This is a genomic window from Clostridium sp. (assembly GCF_017888565.1).
Lineage (GTDB): Bacteria > Bacillota > Clostridia > Clostridiales > Clostridiaceae > Clostridium.
Genome location: NZ_JAGHFX010000058.1, coordinates 251,931 through 271,008, shown reverse-complemented (window position 1 = coordinate 271,008; position 19,078 = coordinate 251,931). Strand labels below are relative to the sequence as shown.

General features: G+C 28.8%; 16 protein-coding genes. All 16 read right to left on the bottom strand.

All coding sequences use genetic code 11. The annotated features are described in order from the left end of the window. Positions 1-4 precede the first annotated feature (4 nt). The 16 genes from J7M87_RS11830 to arcC all read right to left on the bottom strand — a co-directional run bounded on the left by J7M87_RS11830 (position 5) and on the right by arcC (position 19,026). Positions 5-2,152 carry a hydantoinase/oxoprolinase family protein gene (locus J7M87_RS11830; protein WP_291651250.1) on the bottom strand — a complete coding sequence of 716 codons (2,148 nt, stop codon included), beginning with the start codon at positions 2,150-2,152 and terminating at the stop codon, positions 5-7. Positions 2,153-2,239: 87 nt separating this feature from the next. Further along, entirely contained in the window at positions 2,240-3,541 is a 1,302-nt protein-coding gene (locus J7M87_RS11825; RefSeq protein ID WP_291651249.1) for a transporter, read from the bottom strand. Between the two features lie 171 nt (positions 3,542-3,712). Beyond that, positions 3,713-5,071 (bottom strand): FAD-dependent oxidoreductase, encoded by a 1,359-nt coding sequence (locus J7M87_RS11820; protein ID WP_291651248.1) that lies wholly within the window; start codon positions 5,069-5,071, stop codon positions 3,713-3,715. Between the two features lie 34 nt (positions 5,072-5,105). Further along, on the bottom strand, positions 5,106-6,623 hold the full coding sequence (locus J7M87_RS11815; RefSeq protein WP_291651247.1) for a DUF4127 family protein: 1,518 nt from the start codon (positions 6,621-6,623) through the stop codon (positions 5,106-5,108). Next, entirely contained in the window at positions 6,613-7,329 is a 717-nt protein-coding gene (locus tag J7M87_RS11810; protein WP_291651246.1) for a hypothetical protein, read from the bottom strand. The genes J7M87_RS11815 and J7M87_RS11810 overlap by 11 nt, the downstream gene beginning before the upstream one ends. 346 nt (positions 7,330-7,675) lie before the next feature. Further along, the gene (locus tag J7M87_RS11805; RefSeq protein ID WP_291651245.1) at positions 7,676-8,524 is read right to left on the bottom strand and encodes a MurR/RpiR family transcriptional regulator; all 849 of its coding nucleotides are present in this window, start codon (positions 8,522-8,524) and stop codon (positions 7,676-7,678) included. A 129-nt stretch (positions 8,525-8,653) separates the two neighbouring features. Then, positions 8,654-9,715, bottom strand: coding sequence for a HAMP domain-containing sensor histidine kinase (locus J7M87_RS11800; RefSeq protein WP_291651244.1), 1,062 nt, complete (start codon positions 9,713-9,715; stop codon positions 8,654-8,656). Beyond that, entirely contained in the window at positions 9,712-10,386 is a 675-nt protein-coding gene (locus J7M87_RS11795) for a response regulator transcription factor (RefSeq protein WP_291651243.1), read from the bottom strand. Before J7M87_RS11795 ends, J7M87_RS11800 begins: the two co-directional genes overlap by 4 nt. A 117-nt stretch (positions 10,387-10,503) precedes the next feature. Then, positions 10,504-12,855 (bottom strand): ABC transporter ATP-binding protein/permease, encoded by a 2,352-nt coding sequence (locus tag J7M87_RS11790; RefSeq protein WP_291651242.1) that lies wholly within the window; start codon positions 12,853-12,855, stop codon positions 10,504-10,506. 251 nt (positions 12,856-13,106) lie between these two features. Continuing rightward, on the bottom strand, positions 13,107-13,625 hold the full coding sequence (locus tag J7M87_RS11785) for a hypothetical protein (protein ID WP_291651241.1): 519 nt from the start codon (positions 13,623-13,625) through the stop codon (positions 13,107-13,109). A gap of 18 nt (positions 13,626-13,643) precedes the next feature. After that, on the bottom strand, positions 13,644-14,363 hold the full coding sequence (locus J7M87_RS11780; protein ID WP_291651240.1) for an ABC transporter ATP-binding protein: 720 nt from the start codon (positions 14,361-14,363) through the stop codon (positions 13,644-13,646). 5 nt (positions 14,364-14,368) lie between these two features. Further along, on the bottom strand, positions 14,369-14,743 hold the full coding sequence (locus J7M87_RS11775; RefSeq protein ID WP_209738329.1) for a GntR family transcriptional regulator: 375 nt from the start codon (positions 14,741-14,743) through the stop codon (positions 14,369-14,371). Positions 14,744-14,745: 2 nt separating this feature from the next. Beyond that, on the bottom strand, positions 14,746-15,519 hold the full coding sequence (locus J7M87_RS11770; protein ID WP_291651239.1) for a hypothetical protein: 774 nt from the start codon (positions 15,517-15,519) through the stop codon (positions 14,746-14,748). Continuing rightward, positions 15,513-16,373, bottom strand: coding sequence for an ABC transporter ATP-binding protein (locus J7M87_RS11765; protein ID WP_291651238.1), 861 nt, complete (start codon positions 16,371-16,373; stop codon positions 15,513-15,515). The genes J7M87_RS11770 and J7M87_RS11765 overlap by 7 nt, the downstream gene beginning before the upstream one ends. 490 nt (positions 16,374-16,863) lie before the next feature. Then, complete coding sequence (gene dpaL / locus J7M87_RS11760; protein WP_291651237.1) at positions 16,864-18,078, bottom strand: diaminopropionate ammonia-lyase; 1,215 nt, start codon at positions 18,076-18,078, stop codon at positions 16,864-16,866. 15 nt (positions 18,079-18,093) lie between these two features. After that, entirely contained in the window at positions 18,094-19,026 is a 933-nt protein-coding gene (gene arcC / locus J7M87_RS11755; protein ID WP_291651236.1) for a carbamate kinase, read from the bottom strand. Positions 19,027-19,078: the final 52 nt, after the last annotated feature.

Genomic DNA, 19,078 nt, shown 5'->3' with positions numbered 1-19,078 from the left:
ACTCCTAAATTTCTTGAGTTGCCAATATTCCAATCTTTGTATCTTCATCTAAAAGTTCTATTTCAAGATTTGTTAATGTCAATAGCTGATCTTTACTAATAACTCCTGATAGATCTATAAGCTTTTGTTTAAATACTACATATATCTTTGGAAGCTGAGCTCCTGCATCTGTGAATAGTGTATTTTCATCTATAAAACTATTATAAGTTTTATATAGCTCTTTTTTTGTGCAGAATAGTAATTTGCCTTTATCTTTTTGTAATCTTATAACACCATCTTCATCAAGAATTCTTATTTTTTCTTTTTTACTTGATATTAATCCAAATAGCTTTTTCGTAGTTTCAATACACTTAAAAATGCTCCATCTCCCTGTTTCTCCAATGAGCTTAACATTTTCTTTAGATACCCCTGTTGAATCGCATACTACATTTATAAGTTCCTCCTTTGACTTCTTTTCAGCACCAAGTTCTTTAGTTCTAAGCTCTGTTGCCCCAGTTGCTGATGCTCTTAATATATTCTTTTTAGCATCTACATCTACAGTAATTTCTACTGTGTCAGGATTTGCTCCTGATTTTACAACAGCTTCAAATACATCCATTCTTATTTTTTTTATATCTTGCTCTGTAGGATTTATAACACTTCTTTCTATTTGCTCCCTAACTAATGCTAACGCAACCCCTATTGTAGAAATATATGCTGCATTCTTAGCTATATTATATTTTACATTCATAACTTCTGAAAGATATGGCGTAACTATAGAAGCTGAACCACCACCACCGACAAGTGTTATTATAGATTTATTTAATTTATACTCTGTTATTAATTCATCAACTATTTTCTTTACTTTACCTATAGCTATATCCATAACAGTCTTTGCAGCCTCTTCTATAGACATATTAACCTCTTTTGCCATTACTTCCCAAACTTTTCTCCCAGCTTCTATATTTCCTCTTGCATAATCATTTTCAGGTACATACCCTAAAATATTTGCTGCACCTGCTAAAGTTAAAGCAAAACTTTTTCCTTCATCACATTCAATAGCCACATAATTACACTTATCCTCTGGCCTTGGAGATATATAGCTTAATCTCGGATTTGATATTTCATTTGTACCTGCAAATATTTCATATTCTTTTTCTGCAATATGTGCACTTCTAGGTCCTACATCTACTATTTTATTATTTTCAACAACAATCATACTTCCGCCTGCAACACCAAGTGTTCTAACATCTAAAGATTTCAAATAAAGCTTATGTCCACCAACTTGAGAATTCTTAATCATTACTTTTCCATCTTTTATTACAGATATATCAGTGGAAGTTCCTCCAACTTCAAAAAATATTCCATCTGAAACTTTTTCATACATTAATGCCCCAGCCACACCAGCTGCTAAACCTGATAGCATCGTTAGAATTGGTCTTTTTCTAACCTCGTCAATAGTCATTACTCCGCCATCACACCTCATTATCATAAGTGGCTTTTTTATATTTGCATTTTTTACTGAAGTTTCAGTCATATTTGCCGTTTCCATCATTTTAGGAATTAATGCTCCATTTACCACTGCAGTTCTCGTTCTTGCTCTTAATCCATATAATTGTGATATTTCATATCCTCCAGTTGCATATATTCCACTACTTAAAGCTTCATCTATAACAATTTTTTCATTTTCCGGATTATCAACTGAATAGCTTTCTGATGCTACAATCACTTCTGCCCCAGCATTTTTAAGTTCTTTTATAGCCTCCCCTATAGAACTTTGTGATATTTTTCCTGAATCTATATATCTATGTTCTGTGTACAAATATTTTCCTACTGAAAGTTCTATATTATCAACTTTAGTCTCATTTTTAGCTCTTTCTCCTTCCATTCCTTTTCCCATTCCAATAATTCCAACCTTCGCAACATCACCTTCTAATAATGCATTAGTTGCTTGAGTTGTTCCATGAGCTATAAAAACTACATCATTAGGAGAAATTTTATTTTCTTCTAGAACTTTTTTTATAACTTCTATTACTCCTTTTGCAACTCCTTCTACTTCATGATGAGTTGTAGGTATTTTAGCTTTTCCTATTACTTCATAAGTATTATTATCTATTACTACAGCGTCTGTGAATGTTCCACCAACATCTATTCCAATCCTTACCTTACCCATTATATTTCCCTCCTGATGTATTTATCATTAAAGGTGCGCATATACGCACCTTTATATTTTTAAAAAGCATATATTATTTATATAATATTAAAAGATCATTAAAGCTGTATAGATTAATGATAAGCATGTTATTATCACAGTATATGGAAGTGTAGATTTTAATACTGAGTTAACATCAACTTTTGCAAAATCTGCAACGATTACATTATGAGTATTTGTAGGATCTGATATTCCTTGTACTACGCCTGTAGATCTTAAAGCCATACCTATAGCTGCTGGACTTAATGTTCCTGCTGCCATCATAACATTTCCAATACCTGAACCCAATCCATATAAATTAAGAGGTCCTCTATATAATGCAAGTGGTGATGCTATAGTAAATATTATAATATATGGTATTGGAGTAGTTGGTAATATAGCTCCTATAAGTGGTTGCATTAATGCTATTGTCGCATTTGCTGATACACCATTTAATAATATACCTATTCCAATCATTAATCCAATAACTCCCGCTACGTCTTGTATTCCTTCAACAAGTGAACTTGTTGTTATTTGAATTATTTGTGATGGCTTAGTTACTAGAATTGTATACACTACTGAAATTAATAATGAAAGTTCAGCACTAAATTTAAAGAAGAATACTAATAATATTGGAAGTAATGGTGATATTAATGCAAATATATTTACATCATCATGGGTCTTTGTTTCAAAATTACTATTTGGCATTGCCCACGTACTTCTCACACTCTTACTTCTTACGTTAATTAATATATACGCTGCTGTCACTATAATAGATATTAAACCTAACACTAATGAAGTTGACTTTACAAGCTCCATATCCATTCCTATTACATCAACATAAAATTGATAATTAGCAACATTAAATAATCCGCCAAGTCCTAACCCCATAAGAAATGATCCTGCTGCAACCTTTGGCTTTATTCCTGCTGATAACATAAGCGGTATCACTATCGTTGCAACCATTATTACCGCTCCTGCTCCTCCTAAAGCTGAAAATACTATTGCACAAGCTGCTGTTAAAATAAAAGCAATAGCCAAAGGCTTATCCCCAGCAAGTTCTGCTGCTTTTCTAATTATAGTATTTGATACACCTTGTTTTTGAATAACTTTTGCAAACATAGCCCCGAAAATAGCCGCCATCATTGTTCCAGCAAGCCTAGATGATCCTGCTCCAATTACATGAGCCATTAGAGTTTGTCCACCTTCTTCTGTTGGAGTCATAAAAGGAACTCCTGCAATTACCGCTATTATAATGCCTAGTAGTGGTAATGCTAAAAGTGTAGGTAACTTTTTCGCTATCATAAGTCCTGTAAAGACAGCAAAAACTAATAATATAAGAATAACTTGAATATTTAAAACTTCTCCCATTTTCATTCCCCTTTTTACTATTATTTTATAATTGCACTTTAATAATTTATTGTTGAGTAAAATTAGAGCTAAAATTTATTTATGTCATAATTTCTTATAAATGGTCTTATATTAATTCATTTATCACACTCCTTACAATTTATAATTTATTAAATATTTAAGCAAATTATTTTATTCAATAACTTGATTACTTTTTAATAACTCTAATTTAAGCTCCTCATAACTTAATTCTCTAAAATCTTTTTTAAATTTAAAACAAATCTTAGCTGCAGTTCCAGCTGCTTGTCCTAAAGCCATGCATATTGGTGAAACTCTCATAGATGCTAATGCTTCATGTGTTGTACTTATCGCTCTTCCAGTTATAATTAAGTTATTGATTTCTTTTGGTAATAATGCTCGATATGGTATTCCATAATAATCACCAATTTTCATTTCCATAAGATCTAATTCCTTACCATCTGGATCATGAATATCTATAGGCCAACTTCCAAGTGCTATTGTATCTTCAAATATCCTTTTTGTAACAATATCCTTTTCTGTTAGTTGATACTCTCCAACTAATCTTCTTGATTCTCTAACCCCTATTTCGTCTCCAGATTGAACTAATATTGCATCTTTAAATCCTGGTATATATTTTTTCAAAAAGTTATATATTTCAATTACCTGTCTTCTACCTTCTATAGTAGCTTCTGACAAATCAAAATCTCTAACTGAAATTTTATCTATAACTCTACTCATATTTATTGCAACTTCGCCCCTTCTATTTAATTCAAAAAAAAGAACTCTATCCCTATTTACAGTAAAATCACCATTCTTTGTAGCTTCCTTTATCTTTGAAAAAAATCCTGAGATTGCAACTCTTTTTGTATCTAAAAGACTTTTAATATTATTACCTATAACAAACTCCTCTTTATTATCTTCAACATATTTAACCAATTCATCTATATTCACATTGCTTACCTTAAACATCATTGTCATTGGCTGACACTTACCATCTTTTTCTCTACCTATCTCCATTTGATTTCCAGAAAGATATGCTATTTCTCCATCACCTGTGGCATCAACATAATATTTAGCATTTATCTCATATATACCTGATCTAGTTTTTGCAAATATTGAATTTAAATTTTTTTCCTTAACGTCTACATCTAGTGCTTCTGTATGATATAAAATTTCTACCCCTGCTTCTAACAAATATTCTTGAGCTACATACTTATAAATTTCTGTTTCTATGGGTGTAACTGTTGATGCTACACCAAGTGGATCTTCTATATGACCTATTGTCCCTCCATTTTGTTTAATTCTTTCTATAAGTTCATTTGCATATCCCATTACTATTTGCTTTTTACCAGCATGAAAAGTCATAAGAGGAATAACTAAAGCTTTAGTTGCACATCCACCTAAGTATCCACCTCTTTCTATTAAAATTACTTTATTTCCATCTGCAGCTGCTGCTTTTGCTGCTATAATACCTGAAGGACCCCCACCAATAACCAAAATATCACAATTTTTACTTCCTTTAATTTTCATACCTTCCCTCCTTAAGCTTTATATTAACCTCACATTACACTTCAAATGTTCTATTCCATGGTAATTTAGCCTTTACTATTATCTCTTCTATTTCTCCTTTAGCCCTTAAATAGTTGACTTTACTTTTAGAAAAATACTCATTAGCCATTTTATTTAATGACTTCTCAACAAAAGAATCTATTTTTTCAACTCTTTTATTCATATTAAAAATACTTAATCCTTCTTTTAACACTTCTTTATTTGTTTCATTTCTAATACTGCTTTGATACATATAATCATCGCAATATCTCTCTATTAAAAATCTTAAGCTCTCTAATGATTTTTTTAGATCTAGATTACCATTTGAATTTATATTTGAAATAATATTTCCATGAGCTATAGATGTTCCCATTGCATTTCCAGCAGTATTCCAAGCTCCATATGCTATTACTTTTAATAGTAAATTCTCTTCTTTTAATCTTTTTATAAGATATTCATCTCCACCATTTGAAAAGGCTAAATCTGCAATTGATACTTTTTTACCTAAATTTATATAGTTCTTAATTCTACTTATAAAATTATCAATTACCATTTTCTTATTATAGTTTTCTATAGTATCAGAGGCCATATCTATATAAGGAATATTAGGAGTAGTTACAGCCAGTATATAATCACATTCATCATATTTCTCCATAATCAAAGCATTAGTACTTTTTAAATGTTCATTTATATTAATTTTAAGTGATCTATCTTCAAACTTTGGAATACTATCTTCTGCCTTCTTGTCATCAAAATCTACATATACCTTAGGTCTAAATTCTCTTATATCGTTTACATATCGACTAACAAGAATTTGTCCGATCTCATCAGCACCTGGATAAACATATATTCTATCTTCTAATTTATACTTATTTATTTTTTCATGGATTCTTTTATGTTCTATTAAGTGCATACCATACTTAGAGCAATCCTCTTGCGATAATATTAAAAAGTCAATTATCCCATCCTTCACAAGCTCTATTGATTCCATATTAGCTTTATGATTTCTTTCTCGTGTTCTTAAATACGTATTTAAAACATCTTTTGGTATTTCTGATTCTATTTTATCCAAATTATTTTTCAAATTCACTTCATTTAATGACTCTACTCTATATCTCAATTCATTATATTTATTTATTTTGCTCCACCATATTTGACTTTCATCATTTGAAACTGATATAGATAACCTCATAATATTTGAAAATGCATATATTTTCACTTCTTTATTTATTCTTTTATAATCTTTTAAAAAGTTTAATATTTTTATTGATTCTTCTAAAGACTTTTTATCAGTCCTTGAAGCTATTAATCCACCATATAGCAACATATCTAAAGATATTATTAAAGCATCACATTTTTCACTTTTAATCCACTCTTTTATTGAATCTACATTTCCCTCAGCAAAAAAGCATCCTAAATCCTTTTTGCTTGGTGCTTTAATCTCTAAGTCTGCTAAATTAGCTAATTGAAGAACCAACTCTAAATTAACTGGTCTATCATCTAGTGGAACATATAATATTTTATTATTTTTCATCTATAGTCCCCTTATTATTGAAATTATCTATAGTCTTTCTGAATTTTAATGTAGTATCATAAATACTATCTCTTGTTTTACCAGTTACTATTGCCCCAATCATTATTCCATTAATACCCATTCCTTGTAATATTAATGCTTGTTCTGGTGTAATTCTTCTTTGAGTAGGTATCACTATAGGTTTAGAAGTTGCGTTACGAACTGATTTATATTGTAATATTTCTCTTACCGTAAGCTCGTCCCCATAAGTGTCTGGATTCATAATAGAACATTCTAATACATCTATAGGCAACTCATCATAAGCCTTGACATATTCTAATTTATAATTATCATCTATTGCAACCATTTTGTATATGTCTTCATTAAATATTAATGGATTCATATGCTTATCATATAATGATATAAAGTTAAACCCCTCATCTATTATTGCTTTAATTTCTGTCATTGGTATTTTATTATGTCCTCCAGCTACAATACCAATTGGCTTGTTATACTCTTTGCAAAGAGAAACTATTTTCTTAATTGTCTCTAATTCTTCTGCTAAAGATCCAAACCTAGTTTTACTAGCTCTATGCTCAACATTAATATGAATCTTTAAAACATCTGCTCCTGCTGATAGTGCTACCTTTGCTAATTCTACACTATTCTCTGGAAGACTTACTATTAGTGATATTTCTTTTTCATTCAATACATTAATTAAGTTCATATTCAAACCTTCCCCTCTTTTTTTGTTAATATAATTCTATCACCGTAAATATTATTAATCAATACTTTTTGAAATATTTTTTCATTTTTTTAGAAAATATTTTTCACAAAAAAAAGAACTTGATTAAAAATCAAGTTCTTTCAATTTTATTATCTAAGTTTTATTCTTAATATCAATATCTCTTTATACAACCCTATTATTTTACTATTTATACTACACTAACTTCTTTAATCTTATCATTGTTAAACATTTTCATCAATATTTTTTGAAATTATTTTTCTCATTTTTTGAAATTCTTTTTCTTTGTTAATAGAAAAGCGATGAGGCATATAAACTCCTCATCGCATTATTTATTCAATCTTTCAATTGCTTTGTCAGTTTTATTCTTAGAATCTAAAGCTTTTTCTTTATTCTTCCTTATAACATTGCTCCATATTAAATCTATTAAAAAGTTTTGTGATACTTTTGTTCCTAAAGACTCCATTTCAAATTTTAATTCTTGATATGTATAATTTAAAACATAATCGCTAACTCTTGCTAATTTAGATAATAAATTTTCAGTAATAGAAATAACTTTAGCATTATTATCTCTTGCTATTTCTGCTGCTATATTTATATCCTCTGTATTTCCACTATTAGAAATAATAAATAAAACATCTTCTTCTTGCATTAATGATGCCATCATTACTAGCGTATGACTATCTCTGTAACAACTACAGCTAAAACCTGTTTTCATAAATTTATAATATGCGTCTTCTGCAATTACCCCGGAATGTCCAACTCCTATAAACAATATTCTTTTTGCTTTAGCTAATACTTCTGATACTTCTTCAATAATTGTATAATCAATTTTCTTTAAAGTGTTCTCTAAAGAATTTACATTTAATTCATAGAGCTTAGTAACAACATCACTTAAAGAATCATCTTCTGATAACACATCATCTTTGCTACTAGCCTCGCTATCATATCCATTATTCTTAAACTCTTGAGCCATTGTCATTTTAAATTCTAGAAAACTTCTAAATCCTAATTTTCTACAAAATCTTGTAACAGTTGCTTCTCCTACACCACAATTATTCGCTATCTCTGTAACTGTCATGTATATGCTACTATTCATATACTCTTCTATATAATCGCAAATCTTATTCTCTGCTTTCGTTAACTCACTTCTATCTTTTACTAATGAAGATTTCATTTATATCCCTCTTACTTTACTATTTTAATTTTGTAAGATAATTATATTATAAAATTAAATAAATAACTACTTCTAACTAATATATAATTTATTCTTAGACTACTTCATGTTCTTTATAGTTCTCTCTTCTTACTCCCTACTTAACCCTATAATAAAAGTGCTTCCTTTATTTAATTCACTTTCTACAGAAATGCTTCCTTTAGAAAGTTCAACTATTCTTTTAGCTATTGCAAGTCCTAATCCATAACCTTGAGCACTTCTAGAGTTGTCTATTTGATAAAATTTGTCAAATATATGACTTACTATATCTTCATTCATTCCAATTCCTTTATCTTCTATATAGACTTTTATGAAATCTAAGCTTTTTTCTATTCTAATATTAATCTCTCCATTTTCATGTGAAAATTTAATCGCATTTTCTATAATATTGGTCCAAACCTGTAAAAATAATTCTTCATCACCGTAATAATAAGTGGTTGGCAAATCTAATTTAAAATTAATACTTTTTTCTATCCATTTATTTTCTAATAAAAGTATAGCTCTTCTTATATTTTCATCTAAAGCAAATTTGCTTTGGTTTTCTAACACATCTTGATTTTCTAGCTTAGATATTTTAAGAATATTACTTGATAAATTTTCAAGCCTTTTTGACTCTTCAATAATAATATTTAAGTATTCCTCTCTTTCTTCATCAGCTAAACTATTATTTTTAAGAATCTTAGCAAACCCTTGAATTGAAGCAATTGGAGTCTTTAATTCATGAGATATATTATTTACAAAATCTTTTTGAATATAGGCTGTATTTTTTAGTTTCTTTGCCATATCATTAAAATGAAAAATCAATTGAGCTATTTCATCTTTTTCCTTTGTTTCTAATTTAATATCAAAATTTCCTTCTGCAACTTCATTTGTTGCCTTAGTTAATTTCTTTATTTGTTTAACTGCTAGTGTAGAAATAAAACATAATAATGTTAAACAAATTATAAAACTTATGCCCAAAATTAAAAACTTTAGTCCATGAAATTCTTTAAGTATAGGAATTAAATATTGCTCACTATCTGAAAATTTCCTATTTACTATTGGAGAAACTATAAAAAATGTAACTATATTACTTAAAAGAATTGTTGTAAAAAAATATACTATTATTTTTCCTTGCAAAGTATGTCTAAAGTACCTATATATCTTCTTCATATATTTCTCTCCGCCTTATATCCAAGTCCTCTTACTGTAACAATTTTAAATTCATTAAATTCATTTAGTTTTTCTCTTATTCTCTTAATATGAACATCTACTGTTCTTTCATCACTTTCGATATCCATCCCCCAAATTTCCTCCATAAGTTGATTTCTAGTAAATATTTGTTTTGGGTAGCTAAGTAATTTAAATAATAAATAAAACTCTTTTTTAGCTAACTCTACTACCCTTGATCCCTTTTTTATTGTTAAAGTATCATAATTCAAAACTACATCACCAATTACTAACTTATGTTCATTTGATATTCTTGATCTTCTTAAAAGTGCATTTATTCTAAGAAGCATCTCATCTAAATCAATTGGCTTTACCATATAATCATCTGCCCCAACTAGAAATCCCTTTTTCTTATCTTCTATAGTTTCTTTGGCTGTAACCATTAAAATTGGGAGTTCATAATTAGAATTACGTAAATCTTTTACTAATTCATATCCACTTACTTTTGGCATCATAATATCACATATTACTAGATCAATATGTTTATCTTCAAATATTTCAATTGCTTTTTCTCCATCCTCTGCTAAATATATTTCATATCCATTTTGCTTTAAAAATACTTCCATTAATCTTCTTAAACTTTTATCATCTTCAACAATTAATATGTTTATCATTATATTCTCCTCAAAATTTACCTATTAACTATAAAAATCATCTCTTAAATAAATATTATAGTACAGTTAAAAACATAGGCAAATACCTTAATAGATATTTGCCTATAACTTTTGAATTTATTCTGTTCTTAATGCTTCAACTGGATCCTTTTTAGATGCCATTTTAGCTGGTATAGATCCACCTAACATAGTTAAACATACGCTTATAACTATTAAAATAATTGCATGAACTGGGTCTAAAACTGCCACGCCTTTTAAGTCAGTTATTTTATATAATATATTATTTGTTGGGAATGTTAAAAGCCATGCAATTATTATTCCTAAAATACCAGAACAACTTCCAACAATAAATGTTTCTGCATTAAACACACGAGTTATATCTTTTTTCCTAGCTCCTAATGCTCTTAAAACTCCTATTTCTTTTGTTCTTTCAAGAACTGAAATATAAGTTATAATTCCAACCATTATTAATGAAACTACTAAAGATATTGCTGCAAATGCTATTAAAACCATTGTTATAGCATCCATTATTCCACCTGATAAACTTACAAATGTACTTGCCATATCATTATATATTACTACATCTTCTTTTTCTTTTCCTTCATTCCAATCATCTAAATAGTCAGTTACAGCTTCCTTTGTTGTAAAATCTTTTGGATATAAAGTAATCATATATGGAGTACCAACGGCCCCTATTGATGCAAGAATGTTCTCCTTAGTATTTTGATTATCGCTATCTGGTCTATCACTTACTTTATCAAATCTTTCCCCTGTAAATACATTATAGTCAACTGCTTGTTGAGCTTTTGCTACTTCTGAATCTTTAGCATCTTCTATGAAATATTTACTTAATTCATCTGAATAAGCAAGGCCTGAAGATAAAACAGGAATAGTCACATCTTTCTTTAATCTTAAGATACCAGTAATCTTAAGCGAAATTGCTCTTTCATTATTATATATTTCACTCATGTCACTAGGATTTCCCGCTAGTGTAAAGTAATTTCCAACCTTAGTATAGTAATCATTATTTAATATAGCTCTTAATTCATGACCTACAATATCATTAAAGTTAATTTCTTCTTTATTACTATCAATTCCAAGTGCATCTAAAATTGTTGTATCTATTTTATTATATTCATCAACAACTAAAACTAAATCTGTCATTTCTTTTGGATATTCACCTGAAAGTAAGTCATATGATGTCTCTAAATATCCTTCTGTACTATTATCTAGCTTGATTGGATAAGATGATAAATTTAAATCTGAAACACTTACTGGAGTTGCAACATTACCATCACTCTTTAAAAGATTCATGTTGACTAAACGAGTATATGATACTCCTGAAAGTAAATTACTATCTATTTTTTCAACATAATCTACATATTCTTCAGTAAGCTTATTAGTATGCATAAATGTATTTTCTTTAGTATTATATGGATAAACTACATTTGTATCTGGATACTTTCCTTCTGAATCAGTATCTCCAGACATCTCTTTTCTCATTTCTTTACTATGTTCCATCATACTATTTATATCAACTTCAGCAGCCTTTTGAGTTATCATAATTGGAAATCCTGATAACGTATCTGCTTCGAAAATATCTATTTGTTTATCAAATCCATTTGAAAGTGATAAAATTAATGCTATACCTATAATACCAATGCTTGATGCAAATGCTGTTAATAAAGTTCTCCACTTTTTAGTTCTTATATTCATTCCTGATAGCTTTAATGCTGTTAAGAAACTCATGCTTGTCTTTTTGAGACTATATGAAGTATTATTTTTTTCAGATTCTAGTGGATTAGTGTCTGAAATAACATTACCATCTCTAAATTCAACTATTCTATCTGCATATTCCTTAGCAAGTTCCGGATTATGAGTTACCATTATAACTAGTTTATCTTTTGCTATATCCTTTATAAGATCCATTATTTGAATACTAGTCTTTGTATCAAGAGCTCCTGTTGGTTCATCCGCTAGTATTATATCTGGATCATTTGCAAGAGCTCTTGCAATAGCAACTCTTTGCATTTGACCACCTGAAAGTTGATTTGGTCTTTTGTGAACGTGATCTTTAAGTCCAACTCTCTCTAATGATTCTAATGCCTTCTTATGCTTTTCAGCAGATGAAACTCCACTTAATGTCATTCCCATTTCTACATTGTCTAAAATACTTAAATGGCTTATTAAATTATAGCTTTGAAAGATAAATCCTATGCTATTATTACGATAAGCATCCCAATCTGAATCCTTAAATTCTCTAGTGGATTTTCCATTAATAATCAAGTCTCCACTATCATACTTATCTAATCCTCCAATGATGTTTAGGCAAGTAGTTTTTCCTGAACCACTTGGTCCAAGTATTGCTACAAACTCACTTTGTCTAAAGTTTAAGCTTACCCCACCTAAAGCAACTTGTTTAAATTCGCCTGTTACATATGATTTTTTTATATTTTTTAGCGATAGCATACTTTCCCTCCTAGAATAAATTTTACTACAATAGTTTAAATAATATTTTAGTTTTATGAACTGAATATGAATTCAATAAAATTATTCTAACTATAATTATGTCCACTTTAAAAAAACTTAATAAAAAGACTCCTCATAAAGTATAGTGGATTAAACAATTTTTATCTACTATACTTTATGAGGATTGACCTTTAATCTTTATTTTAAATTATTAATATTTTCTATTTATTAAATATATTTACTTGATTTATTTAAATCTCTCTTTTGCTTTTATTATCTTGAATAAGATTTTTTATTAAAAGAAATCCTATTAAAATTATTGATACTAAGATAACTTGTAATATTTCTACAATGTTCATCCAAATGTTAATTTTTGAATAAGAATTAAACATCATAGTTGCTATATAAATTATGCTATCTCCTAACAAAAAAATTAGTAAATTATTAATTATTATTTTAAGTTTTGAACTATACATTTCTTTTTTACTTAATGGTATAGTATCATATTTTCTTAATATAAAAACTCGTTTTCCCTGCTCCTTTATCCAAAAAAGATGCCTATCAAGATAAAGCGTAAGAATAATTACTCCAAAAATTACTATAGGATTTATAAAAGAGATTGGTTTAGCCTCCAAACCTTTACCCCATATTACTTTATGAGAAGAAATATCTGATTGAATAACTACAAAATAGAAAAATAGTAATACACCAAGTAATAGTTTTTGATAATTATACTTTATTCTTTCTTTTTCATTTTCCAAATAGCTCATTTTATTCTCCTCCTATTTTTAAAGTAAATCACTTATGTGAAATTTTTTATTTAAGGAATCTTCTAATTGCTTTCTTTTAAAATTATCTTCAAGGGCTTCTTTAGTATCATTTATTTTAATTTCACCATTATCAAGTAAAATAATATAATCTGCAATCTTATCAAGATCACTAGTTATATGTGTTGACATAAGAATCCCTATATCTTGATTTAATATATCTTGTAGCATATTTAAAAAATCTTTTCTAAAAACAGGATCAAACCCAGCTGTTGGTTCATCTAAAAGAAGAAACTTTGGACTATGTGCCATAGCAAAACTTACTTGAAATTTCATTTTCATGCCTTTAGAAAACTGATATAATGGTTGCCCTTTAGGAATATTCATTTTATCTAGCCATATATAATAATCTTCCATACTCCAATTATTAAAATATTCTCCAAGAAGTACTCCATTTTCATATGCTGTCTTATCCATAAAAAATGAAAGTTTTTCAGAAATTAGACCAATTTCTTGTTTTGCTTCAGAAGTGTTCTTTTTTATATCAATTCCATTTATATTTACTTTTCCTTCAAAGTCAGTATCTAATCCAGCTATAATATTAATAAGTGTAGTTTTACCTGCGCCATTTATTCCAATAAGCCCTGTAAGATATCCTGGTTTAATCGTTAAAGAAACTGATTTAAGTGAAAAATCTTTATATTTTTTTACTATATTTTCACATTGTATAATATTTGTCATAAAGGCTATCTCCCTTCATATAAAGTCTTTAAAATATCTTGCATATCTTCAAGTGTAAGTTCTAATTTTTTCCCCTCGCTAATTAAACTTTCAAAATTATTTTCAAAATCCTTAAGCTGCTCCTCTCGAAGCTTTTGACGATTTGGTTCTTTTACATAAAACCCCTTACCTTGAACTGAATAAATTAACCCTTCCTTTTCAAGTTCCTCATATGCACGTTTTGTTGTAATTACACTTATTTGAAGATCTCTAGCAAGTGATCTAATGGATGGTAATAAATCTCCTGGCATTATCTCTTCTTGTATAATTGAATTTTTTATAGATTTAACTATTTGCTCATAAATTGAAATATTACTCTCTGTATCTAAAATAATATTCATTCTTAACCTTCTTTCGTATCTGGTATTTGTCTATAAACATCTTCATATGAAAGAGATTTCTTTAGAATTGGATCTATACAACTATAAGCAATGTACGCATTTACTATAAGAGCTACACTCCAACCTATTACACCTAAAAAATTCAATTGCACATTAAGAATAGACAATGAATAAAAAACTATAGCCTCCATCATTAATAAACAAATCCAATAATAATTAACTATTTCTTCCTCTTTAGAATATATTATATACCCTTCTTTGTCTTTCTTTTTTAATCCTTGTTCACCTATACCTATTTTTAAATTAATATCTAATATAATAAAAAACCATAAGGCAAGCTCCACAATATTTAGTATTATACCTTTGTTAAGAAAGATTCTTCCTATATAACTATAACTCGCTATAAAAATAAACATAAATCCCAAAATAATTTTTATAGCTAACTGTAAATACATATATTTCATTTTTTCCTTTTCGCCTGCAGCACATACAAACATTGCTTTACTGAGCCTTAATGGAATTTTTTTTGTTATATCAAACATAGTAATAAATGCTACTCCGTAAACAGCAGGAAGAATTGATCTTAATATATGGTCCTCTAATAGTAATTTAACTATAGTATCATTTGTTTTCGGCATATCCATAGGTATTTGCGTAACAAGTATAATGGTTAATATATAAGTAGTTAAGAAAATAAATAAAATAATATTGAGTACTACGCTTACCCAAGACCTTTTTAAGTTTACTAATAAATCATTTATAATAATTTTTAGCATTTAGAGTATCCTCCTTTTTCTAAATAGTACATTACCTCTTCTATTATTGGAATTTTAACTTCTATATCTAAATAATCTTCGCCTTCTACCTTTTCAATAAAAGCACAATTATGATATTCTCCATATTCTCTATAAATAATATTAGAGAATTTAAGATTTTCAATTTGCTCTTTGCTACCTTTAAGGATTAGATACTTATCCTGTAATTCTTCCTTACTTAAATAGAAAAACATTTCTCCATTATGAAGTAATGCTATATAATCTCCAACTTGATCAAGATCTTCTGTAATATGAGTAGAAAATAACACACTTCTAGTTCCATCTTCTACAATTTCCTGCATACAATTAATAAGTTCTTTTCTAAATAAAGGATTTAACCCTGCTGCTGGTTCATCCATTATAAATAGCTTTGCATCATGAGATAAAGCAAATGCTAACTGGAATCTAACTTTTAAGCCTGTAGATAACTTACCTAATTTCTTCTTAAGAGGTACTTCAAAACGCTGACAAAATTTACGGAATAAGTTTTCATCAAACTTACTATAAAGACTTCCATAAATTTTACCATTTCTAATTACACTAATACTATCCTCAAACATATTTTCATCAAGAACAAAACCAATTTGATCTTTTGCATCTTTTTCATTAGCATCCATAGAAATGCCATTAATTTTTATACTTCCACTATCTTTCTTATATAAATTTAATATAGTATTAATAAGAGTTGTTTTACCTGAGCCATTTACCCCTACTAATCCAACTATATAACCAGGCTCTATTTTCAAATTAATCCCTCTTAAATGTAATCTTCCTATCTTCTTTCCTAAGTTTTCTATTTCCATCAAAGTAGTCATTAAAGTACCTCCTTATAAACAACAGTATATATACTGTTCATATCTATATATACAGTATATATACTACTGGAAGCAATTTCAAGTATTTTTTCTCTTTTTGTTCTTAATATTTTATTTAAATAATTTTAAATAAAATAGGCGCAGTCTCAAAAATTTATTTAATATATACTTTATTCAATTTTAGTAAGCTTTATTGCCTTTAAAAAGTTAATCTCTTATTTTATAAATGGCCTCACGAAATGCGACTCCCTTTTAATCCATTGATTTTACTTGCTTAAAGACGTTTTTAAACTTAAATAGAAATTTTTTCTGTTATTTATATATACGCAAAAAGGGAAGTTCGAATCTAATCAGAACTTCCCTTTTTATCGGTTAATATCAAAATTTATTTTGATACAACTCATTTTTACAAATTTATACTATCTAAGTTTCTAGACCTAAAATTCCTAAAAAGCTGCTTAATTATCAATTATGCACTATCCACTATCAATTATCTATTATAGCTTCCTTCCCAAACAATTTCTCTATACTTATCTGGATCCGTATCTCCTTCTGTACTAAATAAAAGGACTCTTGAATTTTCATCTAAACCAATTGATTCTTTTAAATCCTTATACTCTGGATTTGTCATCAATTCATAAACTAATCCTAAAGTAACTGCTCCTGATTCTCCAGAAACAACTTTCTTATCTCCATTAAGTGGATTGCCTAGAACTCTCATTCCATTTGCTGCAACATAATTTGGTGCTGATACGAAAGCTTTAGAATAATTCTTTAAAACTTCAAAGCCTGTTATATTAACTTCACCGCATGCAAGTCCAGCCATTATTGTTGGCATATCTCCACCAACAGCTCTTGGTTTTCCATCATTAGCTATAGCTGATTCATAATAACATGCAGCTTCCTTAGCTTCTACTACTACAGTTCTTGGGCAATCTTCACCAAATACTGAAGCAAAGAATCCTTGAATTCCACCTGCTAATGATCCAACTCCAGCTTGTAAGAAAATATGAGTTGGTCTATTTACTTTATAATCATTTCTTAATTGCTCTAATGCTTCAAGTCCCATAGTTCCATATCCCTGCATTATCCATGCTGGAATTTCTTCATAACCTTCCCATGCAGTATCTTGAACTACAACTCCATTATGCTCATCTGCATATTTAGCAGCTAATCTTACTGCATCATCATAGTTCATATCAGTAATAGATGCATCAGCACCTTCTTTTCTTATATTTTCAAGTCTTATTAAAGAAGATCCCTTTGGCATATAAACTACTGATTTTTGTTTTAATCTATTAGCTGTCCATGCAACTCCTCTTCCATGATTTCCATCTGTTGCAGTAACGAAAGTTATATCTCCAAGCTTTTCTTTCACTTCATCTGAAGTTAATTTTTCATATGGTAGTTCTGCTATATCCATATTTAATCTTTGTGCTAAGTATTTTCCCATTGAATAAGATCCACCTAGAACTTTAAAAGCATTTAATCCAAATCTATATGATTCATCTTTTAAATAAATTCCTCCAAGTCCTAGTCTTTCACTTAAATTTTCTAAGTTAACTAATGGTGTAACACTATATTCTGGAAAACTCTTATGAAAGTTTCTAGCTTTATTTATTTCATCCATATTTAAAAAATCCAAATCACCATCTATTTTACTTTTTGGCATGGTATTTTCTTTCCATAATATCTTTTCTCCCATTATTAAACCCCCTAACTATCTAATTATTCTTGTTCCAGTCTTTCCTTTAATTCCATCTTTAGCTTTTTCTAACAATGTAATAAGTGCATGTCTTCCCTCTTTAGATTCTGCAAACTCTATACCTGCCTCCACCTTTGGCTTCATTGAACCTGGAGCAAAATGTCCTTCTTCAACATACTTCTTCATTTCTTCTACTGTAACTTTATCTAGCCACTCTTCATTTTCCTTACCATAGTTTATAGCAGCCTTTTCTACAGCTGTTAATATAATTAAAAAATCAGCATCTAACTCTTTAGCTAATGTAGCACTTGCAAAATCCTTATCTATAACAGCACTTGCTCCTCTTAAGTGGTTTCCCTCTTTAATTACTGGAATACCACCACCACCACAAGCGATTACAACGCTTCCTGAATCTGCTAAGCTTTTAATAGTTTCAATTTCTACAATACTCTTTGGTTTTGGAGAAGCTACAACTCTTCTATATCCTCTACCTGCATCTTCAACAACATTAATTCCCTTTGAAATTAAAACATCAGCTTCTTCCTTTGTCATAAAACTTCCTATTGGCTTTGTTGGATTTTCAAATGCCTTATCATTTTTATCTACTTCTACTTGAGTAATAACTGTAGCAACAGATTTATTTATATTTCTGCTTAATAGTTCTTCTCTAAGTGCATTTTGTAAATCATATCCCACATATCCTTGGCTCATTGCAACACATACAGACATTGGGATTGATGAGTATTTATGATCTGCTTTAGTTAGTGCATCCATAGCAAGATTTATCATACCTACTTGTGGCCCATTTCCATGAGATATTACAACATCATGTCCTTCTTCAATTAAATCTACTATAGCCTTTGCAGTTGATTTAACTGCACCCATTTGTTCTTCTAAATTATTTCCTAACGCATTTCCACCCAATGCTATTACAATTTTCTTTTTCATAATTCTCTCCCTCAAATTCTTAGAATATATGATTAATTTGAATGTTTAGGGC